The organism is Sphingobacterium sp. NPDC055346 (assembly GCF_053645235.1).
Genome location: NZ_JBSHMI010000009.1, coordinates 195,230 through 217,546, shown reverse-complemented (window position 1 = coordinate 217,546; position 22,317 = coordinate 195,230). Strand labels below are relative to the sequence as shown.

The following is a 22,317-nucleotide window of genomic DNA, read 5'->3' as shown; positions in this document are numbered from 1 at the left end:
AGGCAGACAATTCAGGTTTAATGCCCAGCTGGCTGTGCCTCAACCCTTCTGATGTCTGCACCTAATGCTTTTAGGCGTTCCTCGATATGCTGATAACCTCTTTCTATCTGCTCGATATTGTAGATTACGGACTTTCCTTGTGCCGATAATGCAGCAATTAATAATGATACACCAGCACGGATATCTGGAGAGGTCATCTCAATTCCACGAAGTTTATTTTGCTTGTTCAAGCCGATAACGGTCGCACGGTGAGGGTCACAAAGAATAATCTGTGCTCCCATATCGATTAATTTATCGACGAAGAACAACCTGCTTTCAAACATCTTCTGGTGGATCAATACATTTCCTTTGGCCTGGATCGCTGTCACCAAAACGATACTCAAAAGATCCGGTGTAAAACCTGGCCATGGAGCATCAGAAATGGTCAATATCGAACCATCGATAAAGGTGTCGATTTCATAATTCTCTTGAGCAGGGATAAAGATATCATCACCTCTCAACTCAAACTTGATTCCTAAACGGGAAAATACCGATGGAATAATCCCCAATTCCTGGAAACATACATCCTTGATGGTGACCTCAGACCCAGTCATGGCAGCTAAACCAATGAAAGAACCGATTTCGATCATATCTGGAAGCATTTTATGGCTTGTGCCACCTAATTGCTCTACACCTTCAATTGTCAACAGGTTTGAACCGATCCCAGAGATCTTAGCTCCCATCCTGTTCAACATCTTACATAACTGTTGAAGATAAGGCTCACATGCAGCATTATAGATCGTGGTTACTCCTTTAGCAAGAACGGCAGCCATCACGATATTGGCCGTACCCGTAACTGAAGCCTCATCCAATAGGATATAAGTCCCCTTCAACTGGGTTGCATCCACATTGAAGAAATGGTTCTCTGCATCATAGACAAATTTAGCCCCTAACTTTTCAAAACCTAAAAAGTGGGTATCCAGACGGCGTCTACCGATCTTGTCACCTCCAGGTTTAGGGATAGCAGCCTTTCCAAATCTTGCCAACAATGGCCCAACGATCATGATCGATCCGCGTAGGCTTCCCCCTTTTTTCTTGAACTCCTCCGATTGAAAATAATCTATATTGATATTCTTAGCCTCAAACTCATAGGTATCGTCACTGATTCTGTTTACTTCGACACCCATTGCTGCCAAAAGATCGATCAGTTTATTGACATCCTTAATGTCGGGGATATTGCTAATGGTCATTTTCTCAGCAGTCATTAGTACTGCAGAGATAATTTGTAATGCTTCGTTTTTTGCTCCTTGCGGAACGATTTCTCCTTTTAATGGTTTGCCACCGTAAATTTCAAATGCATTCATAGTTTTTTCATATCAACCATACCTCAGGAATGATTATGCCCAAAGGTCTGTTCAATTCATATCAATCCCACATGAAAAAAGCAATTGTCCCGTTGCGATTCAATTGCTTTCTTCATCCGGTCTTATTTATAACTTTTTTTCTGTCTGTTATTGTTGTTGTTATTGTTGTTCGAGGGCCTCTTATTGTTATTGTTGTTGTTATTGTTGCTCCTCTTGTTGTTATAGCTGTTTTGCGGCTTGTTCTGCTGCTGATGGCCAGTGCTGCTGCCTGAGGATTTAACACGGTTCCCTGGAGGCGGAGTTTTGAAGTCTAGCTTGGTCAGGACAGTATCGCCCGGAAGAACCAATTCTCCATGCGACAATGTTTTCAGGTCCTGAAGGATTTGATCATCCGATACAGAATCTTTATTCCAAGTCAGGTATGCCATTTTCATGAAATTGGCAATGCTCAGGGTCATTTTCAATCTAGCTTCTGGATTGCTGATGTTCAATGTTTTATTGATCATGTCCTCCACCGTATGACCATAATGTTTGAACCTGATATTATGGTTCGGGTATTTTAGAGGCTCCGGTTTATGGTGGATATTTTCCTTGGTAGGAATGGGATATGGGGAATCCACATCGATCTTAAAGTCCGAAATAATATAGAGATGATCCCAAAGTTTATGCTTAAAATCAGATACATCACGTAGATGCGGGTTCAATACCCCCATCATATCGATGACAACCTGGGCTAAGCGGTTTCTTTCTTCCCTATCTGACAGCGTACAGATATAGTCGACCATATTCTGTACATTTCTGCCATATTCTGCCAAAATTAATTTTGGTCTAGTGCTGTTATAATCAAAAATCATATGTTTATTTTGCTTTAACCCTATAAAGGCGTTAAATATGTAATTCTAAATTGGGTATCAATTTACTATTCTAAGCTTGGCAAATTTAAGCAACAATTGCTTCTGTCCCAACTCTTTGAAGAAAATAGTTGCTTTTATGTCCGGTTTGTTTCCCTCAAGGTTAATTACCTTACCAAAACCGAAGCGTTCATGTTCCACTTCCATACCGACCTGCAGGCCTGAAGTATCCGATGGTGCAAAGTCTGCACTCGGCTTATGGGCCTTCGGCAAAATCGATGTGGTCTTTATCACTTTTGGCTTAGGCTTCGAGAACACATCACCGCCGGAATTGCCTTCCTTACGCTGCCATTGCACTCTTTCCGAACCAAAATCATCGTCCATCATCCCGCCTCCACGTGGTTTGAAGTCAAGATCTAGGCAACTTGGATTCAGTTCATCCAAGAACCTGCTCGGCTCACAATTGTTCAAGGTTCCCCAACGGTACCTCGATGTCGCATAGGAAATGTGCAATTTCTTCTCTGCTCTTGTAACGGCAACATAAAACAACCTCCGCTCTTCTTCCAGTTCCGATCTCGAATTCAGGGAAAGTTGCGATGGAAACAGGTTTTCTTCCAGCCCCACGATGTGAACCACTGGAAACTCCAGCCCTTTAGAAGCATGGATGGTCATCAATGAAACCGTGTCCGCATTCGGATCCTTATCCTTGTCATCATTGGTCAATAGGGCAATGTCCTGCATAAAGACATCCAAACCTTTTTCTTCCAGATCTTCTCTTTCCGAAAACTCCTTGATACCGTTCAGTAACTCCTGGATATTCTCATATCTTGCAAGTCCCTCAACAGATTTATCCTCATAGAGATCCTTCAGTATTCCAGAATGCTGCGCGATATGCATCGCAGTATCAAATGCGGTATTGGTTTTTGCAGTCGCCTGGAAACTCTGGATCATCAATCCAAAATTGGAAACCGAGGCAGCGCTTCTACCGTCCAGGAACATTTGGGAATTTGCCACTACATCCCACAAACGCAATTGCTGTTGATCGGCAGCAACCATGATCTTTTCAACCGTTGTATCGCCGATCCCCCGACGTGGATAGTTGATCACACGTTTCAGGGCTTCCTCATCGTTCGGGTTGAAGGTCAGCCTAAAATAAGCAATTAAATCCTTAATTTCCTTACGTTGGTAGAAGGAAGTTCCACCATACAATTTATAGGGGATATTCAATTTCCGCAAAGCCTCCTCCAGCGATCTGGATTGGGCATTCGTCCGATAGAGAATAGCGAAATCTTTATAGTGCAATCCTTTCAGGGATTTTTCCTGAGAGATGGCCTCTGCCACGATCTTTCCTTCCTCATTGTCTGAAAAGGCGCGGCTAACCTTGATTTTCTCCCCATCCTCATTATCCGAGAACACGTTCTTTTCCAATTGATTCTTATTGTTCGCAATAATGCTGTTGGCAGCATTCACGATCATCTTGGTCGAACGGTAGTTCTGTTCTAATTTGAAGACCTTCACATCCGGATAATCCTTCTGAAAATTCAGGATGTTCTGGATATTGGCACCCCGGAAGGCATAGATACTCTGGGCATCATCCCCTACCACACAGATATTTTCATTGACCGCAGCCAATCTCTTCACGATCAGGTACTGCGAAAAGTTGGTATCCTGGTACTCATCCACCATCAGGTATTTGAACTGATGCTGGTATTTATGCAGTACGTCCGGATATTTATTGAGCAGCACATTGGTCTTGAAAAGTAAATCATCAAAATCCATCGCTCCAGCACGGTAACAGCGTTGCGCATAGGCCATATAGATCTGGCCCAATTGCCCTCTACCGTTAGACTGGTCTTCGGCAAGGATTGCCTCATTCTTATTATATTCCTGTGGGGATATTAAATTATTCTTCGCTGATGAAATCCTTCCATATACATGGCTTACGTTATAGAGCTTGTCATCTAGGTTCATTTCTTTCAAAATGGTCCTCAACAAACTCTTCGTGTCATCTGTATCATAGATGGTAAAGTTCTTGGGATATCCCAAAAGTTCTGCTTCGACCCGCAAGATTCGCGCAAACACAGAGTGGAATGTACCCATCCATATATTTTTGGCTTCAGAGCCGACCACTTTCATGATACGCTCACGCATTTCCTTGGCAGCCTTATTGGTAAAGGTCAGCACAAGGACATTGAAAGGATCTACTCCTTTTTGTATCAAATGGGCTACTCTATAGGTAATTACACGCGTTTTTCCAGATCCCGCTCCAGCAACAATCATTACTGGACCTTCTGTTTGTTCAACTGCGGCTCGTTGTGAGGGGTTCAGTCCTGCTAAAAAATCCAAAATACTCTCCTAAATTTATCTTATGTAATGCCTCAAAAATGGGGACTCAAATTTAATAAAAATAGGCATACTATTTTAGAAAATTATCCACAGGGACAAGAAGATAGCAAAAACCTAATCGATTTGATCGAGCAATTGCTGAAATCGTTGCATAAACAGTCCCACATGGTATCCATCGACCAAGGCATGGTGCGCATGTAACGAAATCGCCATCGTTTTTTTTCCGTCACGATCCATTAACTTGGCAAAGGATATCTTCGGACAGGAATCCGGATAATTGAAATTCCTGGCATGAGAAAGCGAGCTAAATTCTACCCAAGGCAAAGCAGAACAATGCACCTCATTGATCCTGGCCCCACTCAGATCTAAGCCAGAAGAAGCCTTCATTTTTTCAACAGCGATATCTGCTCCTTCCAAAAACTTAGCCTCATCTTCATGAAAATCGATATACGAAAAACCAAAGGTGTTATCTGACCTTAACACCGTGCTGGAGATATGGACCTGATCATAGAGATAGAGTTCTCCAGCATCGATCCTAAGCCTGAAATTATCAATTTCATTCATGGCCTTCAACGCTCGGTACAGGTAGTACATAAAGAAAGACTGTGATTTCTGCTTGGCCTGTTGGTAGGCAATACTTAGGTCCAACTCGGCCGTAATCCCATGGAACGGTTCGGGAAACTGCGAAAAGAATTCAAAGTGCTCTCTTCGTGCCCAATTTTCTACATCAAATTTCTTTCTCATATTGCGACAAAACTAATCATTACTCTTTTTTCCGAAAAACGATTGTGGATAATTCCCTAACAAAAACCAAAACCTCCATAGAAGGTTTCAAACTACTAAAGGTTTTTTACATTTGTCCTATAATCATCATAACCATAGATCATGAATAATAGATATGCTTTCCTCATACCACTTTTGGCACTCAGCTTACTTTTTTCCTGTGCTACACAACGGGAGATCCCCAATTCATTTGTCAACCTGAAAGAACAGATTCCAAATCTTGAAATCGACTTAAGGTATTATGGAAGCCATAACTTCCTGGGAAGACCGGTAAAAGGCTATGAAGCCAACAAGGTATTTATCAGCAAAGATGCCGCCAGTGCATTGGTCCAGATCCAAAAAGAACTGAATGCACAAGGTTTAGGTATCAAGGTTTTTGATGCCTATAGACCGCAACAGGCAGTAAATAACTTTAAGGAATGGGCTTTGGATATTGCCGACACGGCAGCAAAAAAAGAATTCTATCCCGATGTGGACAAACGGAACCTGTTTAAATTGGGTTACATCGCCGAAAAATCTGGACATAGCCGCGGCAGTACCATCGATCTAACCATCATTAACCTGAAAGACAAAAAAGAACTGGACATGGGAACCGGCTTCGACTATTTCGGCGAACCCTCTCACCATGATTACAGCAACCTCAGTCCTCAGCAAAAAGCAAACCGAAAACTACTCAAGAACATCATGGAAAAACATGGATTCAAATCCATCGAAGAAGAATGGTGGCATTATACCCTGAAAAATGAGCCCTTCAAGGATCAGTATTTTGATTTTAAGGTAAGGTAGGTTTGGGCTTGTTTTTGAACCAGGATTAAAGGGATAAGAGGATAGACCAAGATCATGGTTTGAACCAGGATTATGATCAAAATATAGTTGGAAAGTCCAGCATACTGTAAGGACGTATTGCATACGCCCGCCATATACAAACCATCAATAAACACCCATTTTGGGGTAAGCTCATATTCAATTTTTCAAAAAAAAGCACCCTTCCGGGTGCCGTTATATTTTCTTTTCATGATGCGGGCGTATGCAATACGCCCCTACACTGTTTTTCAAGTTCTAAAACGGTGCATCATCCGGCATATCATTCATTCTGGATGGCATGGTTATACCTCCGCCGAAGTCGCCGAAATTACCTGATGGTTGGATTGCATTGCCCATTCCACCGCCGAAATCATTGAAGCTACCACCTTCAGGACCCATTCCGGAGAAATCATCCTCAAGATCGACGAACTTCACATATTTACCTACGAAGCGTAATGGTACAATACCCGTTTCACCGTTACGGTGTTTGGAGATAATTACCTCTCCTACCCCTACGGTAGAACGGCCTTCCTCATCTTCCAACAATCCATAGTACTCTGGACGGTAAAGGAACAGTACCATATCGGCATCCTGCTCAATTGATCCAGACTCACGTAAGTCGGATAACATCGGACGCTTACTGTTTCCTGGTCTAGACTCTACCGCACGACTTAATTGCGATAAAGCCAAAACTGGAATGTTCAATTCTTTCGCTACTGATTTTAGGGCACGTGATATACTACCGATCTCCTGTTCACGGTTTCCGCCACCTTTACCATCGGCTTTACCATGCATCAGCTGCAAGTAATCGACGATTACCATCTGTATATCATACTGAGCCTTCAAACGTCTACACTTAGCACGGAATTCAAACACGTTCAGTGCCGGTGTATCATCAATAATCAAAGGGGCTTCAGTCAAACGACCGATCCTAGAGTGCAATTGCTGCCATTCATGGTCGGCTAGATTTCCTTTTTTCAGTTTCTCCTGTTCAATCTCAGTTTCACCAGCGATCAAACGATTCACCAACTGTACGGATGACATCTCCAAGGAGAATACGGCTACCGCTTTATTATGGTCAACTGCTGCATTTCGCGCTACGGATAACACGAATGCCGTCTTACCCATTGCAGGACGAGCCGCAATAATAACCAGGTCAGAAGGTTGCCATCCGGAGGTCATTCGGTCCAATGCAGTCAGACCAGAAGGAATACCGGTCAAGCCATCTGTCTTCTCACGCAGGGATTCCAGCGAGGAAATTGCTTCACGCATGATATCGTCCATCTTTCTGGAATCTCTTCGCAGGTTGTTTTGGGCAATATCAAAAAGTGATTTCTCCGCATGGTCCAATAGGTCGAAGATATCCGATGTTTCATCATAGGATGAATTGATGATTTCCGTAGAAACCTTGATCAATTCACGCTGAATATATTTTTGTGAAATAATACGGGCATGGTATTCAATATTGGCCGCTGATACCACACGGTCTGTCAACTGCGTGATATAATAGGCACCACCTACCATTTCCAACGCTCCCATTTGGCGAAGTTCTGCCACTACGGTCAAGATATCGATCGGGGAAGTCTTCTGGAAGAGGTTATAGATAGCCTGAAATATCTTCTGATGCGACTCTTTATAGAACGATTCTGGCTTCAGGATATCGATGACTTCACTTAGTGCATTTTTCTCCAACATCAGGGCACCCAACACTGCCTCCTCTAAGTCCAATGCTTGTGGAGGGAGCTTGCCTAATCCGGAGACTAAGTTATTTAAGCTCGTTCTTTTCTTGTTGAAATTTGCACGACTAGGTTGTCCTGACGTACTGTTGTTAAATTCGTTTTCTAAAGACATACTAAAAAATATTTCTCGGCTTGATTCACCCTGTTTTCAAGGATAGGGTAACAAATGTAAGAAAAATAAAAGTCGCCCTACCATCAAGTTTTGAACAGTAAAATTTAGGTGCTTCAACAATCATGCAATAGCAGTTGTAAAACAGGGACTAATAATTAACATCAAATGTGAAGAACCTGTTAATAACTAAATATACGCATTAAAAATCAAGCCTTTACCCGAATGTGGATAAGATGGACCGTTGTGAATAACCTACACGAAAGGGTCATTCAAACAGTTATTTTAAGGCCTTTTGCCCTCTTCAATTCATAGTCAGCGAGTTAAGCTCCTTCAGGTAGTCTTTAAGTTTATGAAAGCATTCCGGGTATCCGTAATTTTTGGTCTTTTGTTGTATATTTGTTGTGTATCAAATAACGCATCTACGGAAAATCCAGACCTCGATTCTGGAAAAAAGTATGAAGCCAAGTAAAATAAATTTCAATAAAATGAGGACAGTTTTAATCACGGGAGCCAGCTCTGGAATCGGAGAAGCTTGCGCCCTGGAATTGGCAAAAGAAAATAAATACAGGTTTCTTTTATGTGCCAGAAGAGTTGAAAAACTGGAAGAATTGATCCAAAAAATCAAAACCATCAACCCTAATACCGAAACCCATAGCTTCAAATTGGATGTCCGCAATGCGGAAGAGGTAGAAACCACCCTATCCAACCTTCCAGCAGCATGGAAAAAAGTCGATATCTTGATCAATAATGCTGGACTCAGCCAAGGTTTGGATTCCATCCAAGATGGACAGATTGGCGATTGGGACCGCATGATCGACACCAATGTCAAAGGCTTACTGTATGTCAGCAAATATGTCATCCCTTTGATGGAAGGCAGCGAACAGGCTCATATCATCAACATGGGATCCATTGCCGGCAAAGAAGTCTACCCCAATGGCAATGTCTATTGCGCAACGAAACATGCCGTGGACGCTTTGACCAAAGCGATGCGCATTGATCTCCTAGCCAAAGGGATCAAGGTCAGCAGCATTGACCCGGGCATGGTAGAAACCGAATTCTCTGAAGTAAGGTTCCATGGCGACAAGGACCGTGCAAAATCAGTTTACAAAGGATTGACTCCACTATCGGGACAGGACATTGCAGAAATCGTCTCTTTTATCCTTTCCAGACCCAAACATGTCAATATCAACGACCTGTTGGTTATGCCAACAGCTCAGGCAAACGGAACACTAGTTATTAGAAAATAAACAAATCATATATGTCATTAGAAGCAAAAATAACCCAAGATATCAAAGCGGCCATGATCGCAAAGGACAATGTTAGATTACGTGGACTGCGTGCCATCAAAGCGGCAATCCTATTGGCTAACACTGAAAAAGGCCATAGCGAAACATTGACCGAAGACGCCGAAATCAAGGTCTTACAGAAATTAGCAAAACAACGCAAGGAGTCTGCCGAAATCTATCAGCAACAGGACCGTAAAGACCTATATACCATCGAAATCGAAGAATTGGAAGTTATCGAAGAGTTCCTTCCAAAACAATTGGACCGTGAGGCAATAGAAAACGTTGTGAAAGGCATTATTGCTGAAACAGGTGCTTCATCGATCAAGGATATGGGTAAGGTCATGGGCGCGGCAAACCAGAAACTTGCTGGTCAAGCTGATGGCAGAACGATTTCTGAAGTCGTAAAATCACTATTAAGCTAATCCATATATGGACTGGAGAATAAAGTCCTTTTCAGAATTAGACTCCCTGGAACTCTACAAGATTTTGCAGCTCCGGATCAATGTCTTTATGCTGGAACAAGATTGTCTTTATCCCGAATGTGATGATAAGGACCTCAAAGGGAAACATCTCTTTGCGATGGACCAAGAAACCTGCATTGCTTATGCCAGGTTATTGCCCCCTGATGTCTCCTATCCGAAATGCAGTTCCATAGGAAGAGTGGTGGTCCATGCAGACTATCGGAAGCATCAATACGGTCAGCTCCTGATGAACAGAGCCATTGAACAGATCAAAATGGACTATCCAGACCTCCCTATCCGAATAAGTGCACAGGAATACCTGAAACGATTCTATACCGGTCTAGGATTCCAGATTGAGAGCGATGTCTATCTGGAGGACAATATCCCCCATTTAGAGATGGCCTTATATCCATAAGACTTAATGCATTGCAGTTCATAAAAAAGCCCTCGATGTTAATCATCGAGGGCTTTCTATATTAATGATAAAATTTTATCCAATTTGTTCCGGTATTACCTTCTGCTTTGGCTTTACCCTTGTTCGAGGCATATTCGGAATTTTCAAAATATGTCTCGAATAAAACTAAACTGAGGTCAATAAAAATAGCCAAAAAAAAGGTGTTTTTTATCCATCAGACTATCTTGCTTTTACGGGACGTTGGCCAAAATGCCTATCTCTTTCAAAGGTCGACATATGCCTTTCTTTTTTTGCAGGATAGATATCATCCAAGGTAATCATAATACCAGTTTCTTCAACTTCTCCAAACTCATTGTTCCTAGCTGTTCCAAAAACACGCATGGTCGGTGAAAGATTCATATAGGTATTGATCAATGGAGGAATATTCTCATCCAGCTCCCTAACTTTGGCATTCAGCACTTTATAACCTTCCTTATAGTCCAGACCGTCAAAAATGCCTTCATGTTTGGTGATATCAGTTTTATAACCTAAATAAAGATCCTTTACAGGTTCTACCAAATTGTCAGGATCTGGAAAATAATGATTCATGAAATAGATCAGCAAATCCCTAGCTTCCTGATTATAATGCGGATACATGGTCACCTTTCCGAACAGGTATTTCACGTCCGGATTGATCAGGACCAATGCACCAAGACCATCCCAAAGGTTATCCAAGGAGAAAATTCCCTTTCTATTGTCGATTGCCGGTTGGTATTTGGGTTGAACCCAAGAACGTCCCAATTCAATGGTATAAGGCAGGAAATCTTTTTTGAATTTTTCGGAAAAGTCAAAATAATGTGCTGTTGAAAGGTGAATTTCACCATCCTCAGCCGTTGCTTGATCACATTTTATCACGCGGTACCCAGCAATGATTTCTTCATCTTCTGGATTCCAAGCGATCAGTTGATCGTAATTATGTTTAGAAGTATCGTTTTCGTCAATATCAAGAGGTAGACCTGTACCGCCGCCAGCTCCCCTAAAGGTCAGCTCTCTCAATCTACCAATCTCGCGCATTATATGAGGTGCGGTATGATAGTTCACTAGATAGACCTCATTACTGCCGTTATTGGTATAACGGACAAAGGCTTCCTTAGTAAGTTCTTTCTTGATTAGATCTCTATCTACCGGTTGAATTATTTCTTGCATAAATTATTTTTTACCATGAGCCATGGCATAAACCATTTCTTTTACTTCAGCTGCCCATTGACGTTCATTCTTACTGGTGTCAAAATGGGTATAGGGAATCTTCTCCCCAATCCTGATGGTTATGTCCTTTCCTCTTTGGGAGAACATCTCATCAGGTAAATATAACATTTCAATATTTGCTTTTAATCCTATTTTGTGTCTTATTCTTGATAGGTTGTAAAAGAAATTCGAGTTACGTCCTTCAATATAGACAGGAACGATATCTTTTTTATATTTTTTGGCTTTCGATATAAAGCTTTTTTTCCACTCGAGGTCTACGATCTCCCCTTTAATCTTCCTTGAGACAAGTCCAGCAGGGAAAACAAGCAAAGCATGGTCCGATGCATAGGCATTCTCAATTGCAGCAATAGCTGTTTTACTTTGACTACCGACTTTATTTACAGGAACGAATAAGGGTTCGAGGTTGCGGACATTCATCAGAATGTCATTGACCAAAAATTTCACATCTTTTCTATACTTCCCGATGGCCTGCATAAAAGCTACCCCATCTAAACCACCTAAGGGGTGATTGGAAGCAAAGATGACACTTTCATCTAAAGGAATATGCTCAGCGCCTTCCAAATGTACGTTAACCTTAAGCTCTTTTAATAATGAGTCTACAAAATCTAATCCCATGTCATCATGATACGTTCTCATGATGTAGTTTATCTCATCTTCGTGGATTGTCTTTGTTAAATAACTCAATAATGGCTTGGGTATCCATTTGGCTAAACCTGGACTTTTCTTTCGTATTACTTCCCTGATTTCAATAAACTTCTCTTGCTTTTGTAAGCTCATATTCTATAATACACTTTTATAAAAGTTTTGTAAAATTACATAATTAGTTTTAAGATGACTAAAACATCTTTTTATTTTATATCAAAATAATATTTTCACTACCTTAGCGATAATCGCATATTTAAACTAAAATTAAACGTTTTGCGTTTATTGTAGTTTAATAAATAAAAGGTTTCATGTATATCGGTGAAAACATATCAACGCTCTATACCGAAGTTCACCCGAACGATACGGTTGCTTTTTCGTTAGATAAAGTCAATGAGCTGCATTTCCATCAACTTCCTGTAGTTAAGGGTAAAGAATACCTCGGGCTTATTACCGAGGAGGACCTGCTATCGGCTGAAGATGAGGAAACTTTGATCAAGGAACTGAAACTTACCTTTCCATTTATCTATCTATACGATTATCAGCACATCTATGATGCCCTACAATATCTGGAGACCTATCAGTTTGACCTTTTGCCTATTGTCAACAAGCAAAAGGAATATGTTGGGGTCATTACCCAGAAAGATCTATTGAGATCGGTCAACCAAACGATCTCCAACCAGGATAAGGGCGCGATCATCGTCCTAGAGATGGAAGATCGGGACAATAGTTTGACCCATGTGGCCCATATCATAGAATCTGAGAACAGCAAGATTTTGAATACGGGAATCAGACCGATTGAGAATTCCAGCAAGGTTGAACTCACCATCAAGGTCAACAAAAACAATATTTCCTCAGTCTTGGCCTCTTTATGGAGACATGACTATGTGGTAAAAGCGACCTTCAACGATGGCTCTGATCAGAATGATATCCAAGAAAGATATAATCTTTTAATGAACTATTTGAACATTTAATTCTTAGAATTTTTCATCTTTGCGCAAAATATTATCAAAAGCATGAAAGAGCTGTCCATAGCAGTATACGGTCGAGAGTTTAACCAATCCGTGATTGGATATGTCATTGAACTATTTACCTACCTGCGTGAAAAGAATGTGCAAGTTTACATCCATCAGGATTTCCACAGTTTCCTTAAGCGCTTATGCAAGCTAGATTTTACCTTTAAGAAATTCAAGTCCCATAAAGATCTTCCTGCGGACATTGCCTTTATGCTCAGCCTAGGGGGTGATGGTACCATGCTCTCTGCCGCAACGTTGATCAAAGATTCAGGTATTCCATTGGCGGGGATCAATTTCGGTCGTTTGGGATTTTTGGCGAATATCTCCAAAAACCACATGGAGGAAGCATTGGACCAAATCCTTTCCAACAATTATCAGATCCAAAAACGTGCCTTGTTACAGGTAGAAAGTTCGGATGGTACCTTTATAAAGGGGGAGGATTTTGCACTGAACGATATTACGGTCTTTAGGTCGGACTCTTCCGCCATGATTACGGTACATGCAGTTTTGGACAATGAACTGTTGAACTCTTACTGGGCTGATGGTCTGATCATCGCGACCCCAACGGGTTCTACAGCTTATTCCTTAAGCTGCGGCGGCCCCATCATAATGCCTGGCAGTGGGAATTTTGTGATTACCCCTATTTCTCCACACAATTTAAACGTACGTCCTATCGTGGTGAACGAGAATATGCAATTGCGTCTTGAGATAGAGAGCAGGACAGAGAAATATATTTTGAGCTGTGATTCAAAAAGCCATACTTTGAGTACCAAAACCAGCTTATTGATCACAAAGGCACCTTTTAGTATAAACCTTATCCGATTGGCAAATGACCAATATTTTGGCATCTTGCGTGAAAAATTGCTCTGGGGTATCGATGTCCGAAATTATTAATAGGAGCTTCTATTCACTTTAATTCAATAAAATTTTTACAGGGATAATCTTAAAACCTGTATCTTTACGATAAAATCTGAAACTATTGGGACCAACATTCGAGATGAAAAGCGAATCAATTTTATTTTTTAATTCATTTGCAATCATTCCTATCATAAAAATTTTAGGACAAAAACAGCTTGGCCTCCTGATTGGATTACTTAACCTACATCATCAACTCCTTCTAGATTTACGATGCTTGATTGGCGATTCTGGATTTCCAGAAAGTCGAGTGGCATGGTCTGGATTAGGGTCGACACAAAACTATTCAAGCATAAATGAAATTATCTAATGAGTTTTAAAGATAAGATAGATAAAAACAGATTACCTCAGCATATTGCCATCATCATGGACGGCAATGGCCGTTGGGCAAAGGAAAAGGGCGAGCTTCGTGTCTTTGGCCATAAAAACGGCGTTACTGCAGTCCGTGAAGCATTGGAGGCATCTGTTGAAATAGGCCTCAACTATTTGACCTTATATGCCTTTTCCACAGAAAACTGGAACAGACCGCAATTTGAGGTGGATGCCTTGATGGAACTCTTAGTAAACTCATTGAACCAAGAACTACCCACTTTCCAAGAAAACAATATCCGTGTCAACAGTATTGGCCGCATGTCCGACTTACCTGCCCATTGTCAGGTGACGCTTCAATCTACCATTGAACAAACCAAGAACAATACTGGCTGTACATTGACCCTTGCCTTGAGCTATGGATCCCGCCAAGAGATCCTGGATGCGACAAAAACGATCGCTGAAAAAGTTAAAAAAGGTGAAATTTCCGTAGATGACATCAATGAAGAAATGTTTAGCAACAATCTTTATACACATGGCATCCCCGACCCTGACCTATTGATCAGAACCAGCGGTGAAGAGCGCATTAGCAACTATATGTTGTGGCAAATAGCCTACTCTGAGCTGTTTTTCCTCCCTATCATGTGGCCTGAGTTTTCTAGGGAAACTCTATTTGAATGTATTTACCTATATCAAAATAGAGAAAGAAGATTTGGGAAAACTAGTGAACAATTATAAGAAATCATTACTTTTGCAACATTTTAATTTCGACAGGCTTACTGTCAGAAATTCGTAATATTTCTTTTAACAAAAATTAACAAGACTTTGCTGTACTTTAGCAGACATAATAAAAAGTAGATGAAGCGTATAATTAAACTTTCTATTTTACTCACCTTCTTAATTTGCAATTTCGCGCAGGCTCAGATAACAGGAAATAGGCCTTTGAATTTGAACAATCCAGATGACATTACTTATTTGGACCCTAAAAACTATGTTATCGGTGGAGTAACCGTTACTGGAGCACAGTACCTAGACTCCGAAGTCCTCGTCACCATCTCCAAATTATCAGTTGGGCAATACATCGAGGTTCCGAGCGAACAAACATCAAATGTAATCAAGGATTTGATGGCGCAAAACCTATTTGAAGACGTTCAATTATATGCTACCAAAATCCAAGAAGAAACGATCTTCCTAGAAATCAGGGTGGTGGAAAGACCACGATTGACCAGGATCGACATCAATGGACTGAGCAAATCGCAAACAGAGGAAGTCCGCAAGCGGTTAAATACCAATGCCGGTAAAATTGTCAATGACAACCTCCTATTAACGACCAAAGCCACTATCGAGAAATTCTTAAGGGAAAAATCCTTCCTTTATCCTGATATCAAGATTACGACGAAACCTGACTCTGCTCAAGCAAACAACGAAATTGTCGTGGTGGATGTGGAAAGAAATAAAAAGATTAAAGTCAACAGTATCAATTTCACTGGAAATGAAGAATTCAGCAATAAGCAGTTGACTAAATTCATGAAAGGTGTACGTCCTAGAGCATGGTTTAGAGTATTCGGACCAGGGAAGTTCAAGGATGATAAATATGAGGAAGCAAAAACAAACCTGGTTGCCAAAATGCAAGACAAAGGTTTCCGTGATGCTCAAATCTTAAAAGATACCGTAAGACGTCATGACAACAACGAAGTTGCCATCGACATCGATGTATATGAAGGTCCTAAATATTACGTAGGTAATATCTCATGGTCAGGAAACTCAAAATTCAAAGACTCTACCTTAAATATCCTATTGGGTATCCAACACGGTGATGTTTACAGTGAGGAAAAATTAAACTCCAAATTGAGTGGTCCGACCAGGAACTCGGATGATATCGCTGCGATTTACCAAAACGACGGTTACTTAACATTCAGTGTTCAACCTGTGATCAAACGTATCTACCAAGATACCATCGATCTGGAAATCCAGATGTTTGAGGGTAAGCAATATACGATCAACAATGTAATCCTGAAAGGTAATGATGTGACGAACGACCGTGTTGTCCTACGTTCTATCTATACCAAGCCGGGTCAAAAATATTCGCGTGAGCTATTGGTAAGAAGTGTTCGTGAGATTTCCCAATTAGGGATGTTTGATGAGCAGAAGGTTCAACCTATGCCGACCAACCTAAACTACGAAGAAGGTACGACAGACATTGAATTCTCGGTGGCTGAAAAACCATCCGATCAGGTTGAGCTATCCGGAGGTTATGGTGCTGGTCAGGTAATCGGTACATTGGGTCTGACCTTTAACAACTTCTCTACCAGCAATTTCTTCAAGAAAGAATCATGGAAACCACTTCCAAGAGGAGACGGACAGAAATTGAGCATCCGTGGACAGACTTCAGGAAAACGCTATCAATCTTATAGCTTCTCCTTCTCAGAGCCATGGTTAGGTGGTAAGAAACCTATTTATTTTGGTTTGAGTGCGTATATCTCGAATTCACAATTACAACGTTATAACTATTTGGAAAACCGTTATGAGGATTATGAGGGTATCCCTAAAATCCAGATGCACGGTGTGACTGCGACATTAGGTAAACGTCTTCAATGGCCAGACAACTATTTCCAGATCAACAGTTCATTGTCTTACCAACGTTACTTCTTGGATAACTATGGTGGTATCTTCGTTTTCTCGGATGGTACAGCATACAACATCAACTTTACCCAAGAGATCAGCCGTAACTCTATCGATGCGCCGATCTATCCTACTTCTGGTTCACATATCAAGTTCTCGGTTCAATTGACGCCTCCATATTCAATGTGGAACAACATGAACTATGAAACTGCTCCAGACAATGAAAAGTATAAATTCACGGAATACCATAAATGGAAATTTGATTCCCAATGGTATACCAAGATCGCGGGTAAATTGGTATTGAAAGCACAGGCGCAGTTTGGTTACTTAGGAAATTACAGCTCACAGGCACCAATTTCCCCATTTGAGCGTTTTAAATTAGGTGGTGATGGTATGCAAGGGTTTGACTTCTTACAAGGATCTGAGATCATTGCGATGCGTGGATATGCGAATGGTGCGTTGATTCCAGCATCTACAGGAAGCAACCAACAAGGTATCGCCATCCAGTCTGGTAGCCCGATTTATGCGAAGTACCAGATAGAATTACGTCACCCGATCATGTTAAATGACCAAGCAACGGTATTTGCCTTGGCATTTGCTGAAGCAGGTAATACTTGGAACAAATTTGATGAAGTAAATCCATTCAAGGTTCGTCGTTCAGTAGGTGTTGGTGCACGTATCTTCTTACCGATCTTCGGTATGTTGGGTATTGACTACGGTCATGCATTGGATCCAATCCCTGGATTGACTACGGATCGCTGGAAACAAAACTTCACATTCAGTATTATCCAAAATATGGGTGGGTTCTAATTAAACTTTTTAATAATTAAATTGTCTTAAACATAGAATTTAAAAAATAATATGTCGATGAAAAGAATAGGAATATTAATCGTGATGTTAACCATGTTGGGTTCAGTTTCGTTTGCCCAGAAATTAGCATATGTAGATTCAGAATATGTCATGAAACATATCCCTGAATATAATTCAGCTCAGAAGCAATTAGATGATCAATCTAAGGTATGGCAAGCTGAGGTTGATAAGCAATACGCAGAAATAGAACGTATGTATCAATCCTATCAAAAGGATCAGGCGAACTTAAATCCAGATATGCGCAGACGCCGCGAGGACGAGATCGTAAATAAAGAAAAGGCAGTAAAGGAATTCCAACGCAGCAAATTTGGTTTCGAAGGAGAACTTTTCAAACAACGTGAAAACTTGATGAAACCTATACAGGCTCGTGTTAGCAAAGCTATCCAAGATGTAGCAGCTGCAGGTCAATTTGATTTCATTATGGATAAAAGAAGTGAAAATGCGTTCCTTTATGCCAATCCAAATTTGGATAAAAGTAACGATGTTATCACGAAATTAGGGTTGAAACCTAATCCTTCTTTAGCGAACTAATAATTTTTATTATAATTGCGAACTAATTTATTATTTAACATAAAACAAAACAAGAATATCCTTATATCCGAAAATATAAGACTAACAAAAAAAGCATGAAAAATTTATTGAAAAGTGTAGTATTAGCAACAGGAATTTTATTGGCGGGTAACGCAGTAAATGCACAACAAAAAATTGGACATATCAACACAGCTGAAATTGTTCAGTCTACCAACGAGTTCAAAGCTGCTGAAGGTCAAATGCAAACCTTACAAGAGACTAAGCAAAAGGAAATTCAAGGTATGATCAGTGAGTACCAAAAGCAACAAAACAATGCGAACGAGAAATTGAGAAACCGTAGTGAAGCGAACAAAGAAACTGTAGATGCAGAGGTTCAAACTATCGCTAACACTATGCGTGAAATGGAAACTCGTATCCAAAGTGTTCAACAAGCTGCACAAGAAGAAATTGGTAAAAAACAACAAGAATTATACGCTCCTATCGAGCAAAAGGTAATGACTGCTATCAATGCTGTAGCTAAGGAAAAAGGCTATGCATATGTTTTTGACATCTCTTCTGGTAGTGTTCCTTACTTCCAAGGTGGTGACGACTTGACTGCAGACATCAAAACTAAATTAGGTGTTTCTGCTACTGCTGCACCAGCTGCTGCTCCAAAGAAATAATTCCGAAAGCTAAAGGATAAAAAAAAGATCAACCCCTGGGTTGATCTTTTTTTATTTCCATCCGATTGGACCGGGAATGATCAGCTTATAGATTTCCTTTTTTCATTTCATCCATGGCGAAATTGGCTGCGCGAGCTGTCAAGGCCATGAAGGTCAGGGAAGGATTTTGTGTGCCGGTCGAAGTCATGCTGGCACCATCCGTGACAAAAACATTCTTACAGTCATGTACCTGATTCCATTTGTTCAGAATGGAAGTTTTAGGGTCGTTCCCCATCCTCGCTCCTCCCATTTCATGGATATCTAATCCTGGGTTCTGCTGACTGTTGTGCTGACTGATATTCTTCGCACCGATATAATCTAACATCTCCGCTCCTTGATCCAGGAAGTCTTGCATGCTCTTTTGGTCATTATCGTCATAGCCAACATGAAAGATGAGCTGCGCCATACCGTATTTATCTTTAAGGTCAGTACTTAAACGAACATGGTTTTCCGCTTTTGGAATGGTCTCACCTTGCATCATCATACTGATCCCCCATCCACCTACTTCAGAAAGACTATCTTTAAAGTCTGCCCCAACTTGCATCTCACTACTTCCTCCACGGCCACGATAGGCACAAAAGAAAGAGGCATAACCACGAAGGAAGTCCATTTCCTGTTTCTTCACATTCCTGAAGTTGGGAATAATTGGTTGTGTAGGTCTGCGACCGTAATAATACATATCCTCAAAACCATCAATGTTCGCGGAAATTGAACCCAGGTAATTATGGAAAGCGATATATTTACCAAGTAGACCCGAGTCATTACCTAAACCATTTGGAAACCGCTTGGAGGTCGAGTTCAATAAAATCTGGTTACTTGCGATGGTAGAAGCATTCACAAAAATCACCTTCGCGAAATATTCGGAAGTTTTCTGGGTTTCGGCATCAATTATCCTCACTCCTGTGGCTTTCTTTTGGTCCTCACTATAGATAATAGATTCCACGATGGAATTAGGCCTGATGGTTAAATTTCCTGTTTTAGCGGCCCATGGCAAGGTAGATGCATTGGAACTGAAATAACCGCCAAAGGGACATCCCCGTTGACACATGGTCCTGTTCTGGCACTTGGTCCTTCCCTGTGCGATATGGATTGGCTGAGGGTCCGTAATATGGGCACAGCGCCCAGCAATGACCTGCCGATCCTTATACTTGCTCGGTAATTTCTTTTGGATCATCTGTTCCACGGCATTTAGGTCAAATGGAGGAAGAAATTCACCATCGGGCATGGCTGCATTGCCATCTCGATTTCCCGAAACTCCAATGAATTTTTCTACGTGACTATACCAAGGGGCAATATCGGCATATCGGATAGGCCAATCTACGGCAAATCCATCCCTGGCAGGCCCTTCAAAATCATGATCGCTCCATCGCTGTACCTGTCTTGCCCATAACAGCGACTTACCGCCTACATGATACCCCCTGATCCAATCAAAGGGTTTTTCCTGCACATATTCCTGATCCTTGTCCTTGGTAAAGAAATGCATGGCATCCTCATTGAAGGCATAGCATCTGGAGGCAATAGGATTCTCCTGTTTAATTTTAAGCGGCACCCGATTATGATGATCAAATTGCCAAGGATCCATATATGCAGTTGGATAATCCTTGACATGCTGCACATCAAAACCACGTTCCAAGACCAAGGTCTTGAAGCCTTTTTCACAGAATTCTTTTGCTGCCCATCCTCCTGAGATCCCCGATCCAATGACGATAACATCAAAGTTGTCGTTACTATTTGCCATCTCTTGATTGTTTGTAAGATTTTAGCCTGTACCCAAAATAGCCTGAATGATCAGATATTCACCATATTTGACACAGGAAGCTTGTTTTTTAAGGTTGATAATAGCTTGCAATATACAAAATGGGGCTTAATTATCAGGGCTATTTGTTGTATCAATTATTATACTTAACTTGATTTCCAGGCTCTTAATCATTATTGAATCCTGTCAATTATTTTTAATCTTTCTAAATAATTTATTATGCATGCATAGTATAATCTGATTAATTATATTTGTTAACCTAAGTATTAAACTATGATAAGTCAACTCATTTTTGGTATTATCTTACTGGCGGCCTTGGTCTTATTTTACAGGAACGCGAGTAAAATCTATAGAAATATAAAGCTAGGTAAATCGGTTGATCGCTTTGACCAACCTGGAGAACGCATCAAGATTATGCTGTTAGTAGCTTTTGGACAGAAGAAGATGTTCAAGCGCCCCATCCCAGCTTTGCTCCATTTATTTGTGTATGTAGGTTTTGTCATCATCAATATCGAGATGCTGGAAATCGTGATTGATGGGTTATTTGGCACCCATCGTGTATTTTCAGAAGCATTGGGCGGTCTATATGATTTCCTGATTTTCTCGTTTGAGATCTTGGCATTCTTGGTTTTGATGGGATGTGTGGTCTTTATGATCCGCAGAAATGTGCTGAAGGTCAAGCGCCTGAATCAAAGCGAACTGAACAATTGGCCAAAAACGGATGCCAACCTGATCCTTACAGCAGAGATCTTATTGATGGCTGCCTTTTTAACGATGAATGCTGCAGATCTAAAATTACAGGTCCTTGCAGTTGATGGCTATCATGCAGTGGGTTCCTTTCCAATCAGCTCCTATTTAGTTGGCATCCTTCCGGATTCGCCGGAGGTATTGATTGGGATTGAAAGATTCTGCTGGTGGTTCCATATCATTGGGGTCTTGGCTTTCCTGAATTACTTACCGATCTCCAAACATTTACATATCCTATTGGCATTCCCAAATACCTATTTCAGCAGATTGGAACCAAAAGGCGAGTTCAACAACATGCCATCTGTGACCGAAGAGGTGAAAGTGATGTTGGATCCTAGTCTCCCGCCCCCTACTGGCGAACCAAGCCGATTTGGGGTCAAGGATGTTCAGGACCTGACCTGGAAGAATCTTTTGGATGCCTATACCTGTACGGAATGTGGCCGTTGTACATCGGCATGTCCTGCAAATATGACCGGGAAATTGCTGTCTCCACGAAAGATCATGATGGATACCCGTGACCGTGTAGAAGAGGTTGGAAAGAATATAGACAAGAATGGAAGCTTTGTAGAGGATGGAAAGGCCTTATTGGACACTTATATCAGCAGAGAGGAAATTTGGGCTTGTACAAGCTGTAATGCCTGTGTGGAGCAATGTCCAGTCAATATCAATCCATTGGAGATTATCATAGGACTAAGGCAGTATGCAGTGATGGAAGAATCACAGGCCCCATCCAGCATCAATAATATGTTCTCTAACTTAGAGAATAACGGTGCACCGTGGAAATATGCACAGGCAGACCGTGCGAATTGGGCAAATCAATAAA

General features: G+C 41.1%; 19 protein-coding genes. 11 read left to right on the top strand and 8 right to left on the bottom strand.

The window, feature by feature from the left end:
- Positions 1-17: 17 nt before the first annotated feature.
- The 4 genes from murA to ACWICE_RS17825 form a co-directional block, all read right to left on the bottom strand.
- Positions 18-1,343, bottom strand: a complete 1,326-nt coding sequence (murA, locus tag ACWICE_RS17840) for a UDP-N-acetylglucosamine 1-carboxyvinyltransferase (RefSeq protein WP_454298917.1) — start codon at positions 1,341-1,343, stop codon at positions 18-20.
- A gap of 122 nt (positions 1,344-1,465) precedes the next feature.
- Positions 1,466-2,197, bottom strand: coding sequence for a DUF4290 domain-containing protein (locus ACWICE_RS17835; RefSeq protein ID WP_185214018.1), 732 nt, complete (start codon positions 2,195-2,197; stop codon positions 1,466-1,468).
- A gap of 57 nt (positions 2,198-2,254) precedes the next feature.
- Entirely contained in the window at positions 2,255-4,540 is a 2,286-nt protein-coding gene (locus tag ACWICE_RS17830) for an ATP-dependent helicase (protein WP_454298916.1), read from the bottom strand.
- A gap of 114 nt (positions 4,541-4,654) precedes the next feature.
- A complete protein-coding gene (locus ACWICE_RS17825) occupies positions 4,655-5,284 on the bottom strand; it encodes a CatA-like O-acetyltransferase (protein WP_454298915.1) in 630 nt (209 codons plus the stop codon).
- A gap of 141 nt (positions 5,285-5,425) precedes the next feature.
- On the opposite strand from ACWICE_RS17825, the gene ACWICE_RS17820 reads away from it, so the two are divergent.
- Positions 5,426-6,109, top strand: coding sequence for a M15 family metallopeptidase (locus ACWICE_RS17820; protein ID WP_454298914.1), 684 nt, complete (start codon positions 5,426-5,428; stop codon positions 6,107-6,109).
- A 273-nt stretch (positions 6,110-6,382) separates the two neighbouring features.
- On the opposite strand, the gene dnaB is transcribed toward ACWICE_RS17820, so the two are convergent.
- Positions 6,383-7,978 (bottom strand): replicative DNA helicase, encoded by a 1,596-nt coding sequence (gene dnaB, locus ACWICE_RS17815; protein ID WP_185214022.1) that lies wholly within the window; start codon positions 7,976-7,978, stop codon positions 6,383-6,385.
- 485 nt (positions 7,979-8,463) lie between these two features.
- On the opposite strand from dnaB, the gene ACWICE_RS17810 reads away from it, so the two are divergent.
- From ACWICE_RS17810 to ACWICE_RS17800, 3 genes are read left to right on the top strand one after another with little or no spacing between them, the layout of a single operon-like run.
- Positions 8,464-9,225: an SDR family NAD(P)-dependent oxidoreductase gene (locus ACWICE_RS17810; RefSeq protein ID WP_185217599.1), complete on the top strand. Its 762-nt coding sequence runs from the start codon at positions 8,464-8,466 to the stop codon at positions 9,223-9,225.
- Between the two features lie 11 nt (positions 9,226-9,236).
- Positions 9,237-9,686: a GatB/YqeY domain-containing protein gene (locus tag ACWICE_RS17805; protein WP_185214024.1), complete on the top strand. Its 450-nt coding sequence runs from the start codon at positions 9,237-9,239 to the stop codon at positions 9,684-9,686.
- 7 nt (positions 9,687-9,693) lie between these two features.
- Complete coding sequence (locus tag ACWICE_RS17800) at positions 9,694-10,140, top strand: GNAT family N-acetyltransferase (protein ID WP_454298913.1); 447 nt, start codon at positions 9,694-9,696, stop codon at positions 10,138-10,140.
- A 219-nt stretch (positions 10,141-10,359) separates the two neighbouring features.
- On the opposite strand, the gene ACWICE_RS17795 is transcribed toward ACWICE_RS17800, so the two are convergent.
- Positions 10,360-11,325 carry a GNAT family N-acetyltransferase gene (locus tag ACWICE_RS17795; RefSeq protein WP_185214026.1) on the bottom strand — a complete coding sequence of 322 codons (966 nt, stop codon included), beginning with the start codon at positions 11,323-11,325 and terminating at the stop codon, positions 10,360-10,362.
- A gap of 3 nt (positions 11,326-11,328) precedes the next feature.
- Positions 11,329-12,162 (bottom strand): 1-acyl-sn-glycerol-3-phosphate acyltransferase, encoded by an 834-nt coding sequence (locus ACWICE_RS17790; protein WP_185214027.1) that lies wholly within the window; start codon positions 12,160-12,162, stop codon positions 11,329-11,331.
- Positions 12,163-12,338: 176 nt separating this feature from the next.
- Here ACWICE_RS17790 and ACWICE_RS17785 point away from each other — a divergent pair, with 176 nt between their 5' ends.
- The 6 genes from ACWICE_RS17785 to ACWICE_RS17760 all read left to right on the top strand — a co-directional run bounded on the left by ACWICE_RS17785 (position 12,339) and on the right by ACWICE_RS17760 (position 18,952).
- Positions 12,339-13,001, top strand: coding sequence for a CBS domain-containing protein (locus ACWICE_RS17785; protein WP_185214028.1), 663 nt, complete (start codon positions 12,339-12,341; stop codon positions 12,999-13,001).
- Positions 13,002-13,043: 42 nt separating this feature from the next.
- The gene (locus ACWICE_RS17780; protein ID WP_308214528.1) at positions 13,044-13,937 is read left to right on the top strand and encodes an NAD kinase; all 894 of its coding nucleotides are present in this window, start codon (positions 13,044-13,046) and stop codon (positions 13,935-13,937) included.
- 330 nt (positions 13,938-14,267) lie between these two features.
- Positions 14,268-15,005, top strand: coding sequence for an isoprenyl transferase (locus ACWICE_RS17775; RefSeq protein WP_185214029.1), 738 nt, complete (start codon positions 14,268-14,270; stop codon positions 15,003-15,005).
- Positions 15,006-15,125: 120 nt separating this feature from the next.
- Positions 15,126-17,699, top strand: coding sequence for an outer membrane protein assembly factor BamA (bamA, locus tag ACWICE_RS17770; protein WP_254528084.1), 2,574 nt, complete (start codon positions 15,126-15,128; stop codon positions 17,697-17,699).
- A 57-nt stretch (positions 17,700-17,756) separates the two neighbouring features.
- Entirely contained in the window at positions 17,757-18,290 is a 534-nt protein-coding gene (locus tag ACWICE_RS17765) for an OmpH family outer membrane protein (protein WP_185217602.1), read from the top strand.
- 107 nt (positions 18,291-18,397) lie between these two features.
- A complete protein-coding gene (locus ACWICE_RS17760; RefSeq protein ID WP_254528086.1) occupies positions 18,398-18,952 on the top strand; it encodes an OmpH family outer membrane protein in 555 nt (184 codons plus the stop codon).
- 85 nt (positions 18,953-19,037) lie between these two features.
- Here the strand turns inward: ACWICE_RS17760 and ACWICE_RS17755 are convergent, their stop codons facing one another.
- Positions 19,038-20,729: a GMC oxidoreductase gene (locus ACWICE_RS17755; protein ID WP_454298912.1), complete on the bottom strand. Its 1,692-nt coding sequence runs from the start codon at positions 20,727-20,729 to the stop codon at positions 19,038-19,040.
- 291 nt (positions 20,730-21,020) lie between these two features.
- On the opposite strand from ACWICE_RS17755, the gene ACWICE_RS17750 reads away from it, so the two are divergent.
- Positions 21,021-22,316, top strand: coding sequence for a (Fe-S)-binding protein (locus ACWICE_RS17750; RefSeq protein WP_185217604.1), 1,296 nt, complete (start codon positions 21,021-21,023; stop codon positions 22,314-22,316).
- The last annotated feature ends 1 nt before the right edge of the window (position 22,317 follow it).

Coding starts and splice junctions, on each gene's coding strand:
- murA (WP_454298917.1), bottom strand. CDS start 1,343: ATGAATGCATTTGAAATTTACGGTGGCAAACCATTAAAAGGAGAAATC.
- ACWICE_RS17835 (WP_185214018.1), bottom strand. CDS start 2,197: ATGATTTTTGATTATAACAGCACTAGACCAAAATTAATTTTGGCAGAA.
- ACWICE_RS17825 (WP_454298915.1), bottom strand. CDS start 5,284: ATGAGAAAGAAATTTGATGTAGAAAATTGGGCACGAAGAGAGCACTTT.
- ACWICE_RS17820 (WP_454298914.1), top strand. CDS start 5,426: ATGAATAATAGATATGCTTTCCTCATACCACTTTTGGCACTCAGCTTA.
- dnaB (WP_185214022.1), bottom strand. CDS start 7,978: ATGTCTTTAGAAAACGAATTTAACAACAGTACGTCAGGACAACCTAGT.
- ACWICE_RS17810 (WP_185217599.1), top strand. CDS start 8,464: ATGAGGACAGTTTTAATCACGGGAGCCAGCTCTGGAATCGGAGAAGCT.
- ACWICE_RS17805 (WP_185214024.1), top strand. CDS start 9,237: ATGTCATTAGAAGCAAAAATAACCCAAGATATCAAAGCGGCCATGATC.
- ACWICE_RS17800 (WP_454298913.1), top strand. CDS start 9,694: ATGGACTGGAGAATAAAGTCCTTTTCAGAATTAGACTCCCTGGAACTC.
- ACWICE_RS17795 (WP_185214026.1), bottom strand. CDS start 11,325: ATGCAAGAAATAATTCAACCGGTAGATAGAGATCTAATCAAGAAAGAA.
- ACWICE_RS17790 (WP_185214027.1), bottom strand. CDS start 12,162: ATGAGCTTACAAAAGCAAGAGAAGTTTATTGAAATCAGGGAAGTAATA.
- ACWICE_RS17785 (WP_185214028.1), top strand. CDS start 12,339: ATGTATATCGGTGAAAACATATCAACGCTCTATACCGAAGTTCACCCG.
- ACWICE_RS17780 (WP_308214528.1), top strand. CDS start 13,044: ATGAAAGAGCTGTCCATAGCAGTATACGGTCGAGAGTTTAACCAATCC.
- ACWICE_RS17775 (WP_185214029.1), top strand. CDS start 14,268: ATGAGTTTTAAAGATAAGATAGATAAAAACAGATTACCTCAGCATATT.
- bamA (WP_254528084.1), top strand. CDS start 15,126: ATGAAGCGTATAATTAAACTTTCTATTTTACTCACCTTCTTAATTTGC.
- ACWICE_RS17765 (WP_185217602.1), top strand. CDS start 17,757: ATGAAAAGAATAGGAATATTAATCGTGATGTTAACCATGTTGGGTTCA.
- ACWICE_RS17755 (WP_454298912.1), bottom strand. CDS start 20,729: ATGGCAAATAGTAACGACAACTTTGATGTTATCGTCATTGGATCGGGG.
- ACWICE_RS17750 (WP_185217604.1), top strand. CDS start 21,021: ATGATAAGTCAACTCATTTTTGGTATTATCTTACTGGCGGCCTTGGTC.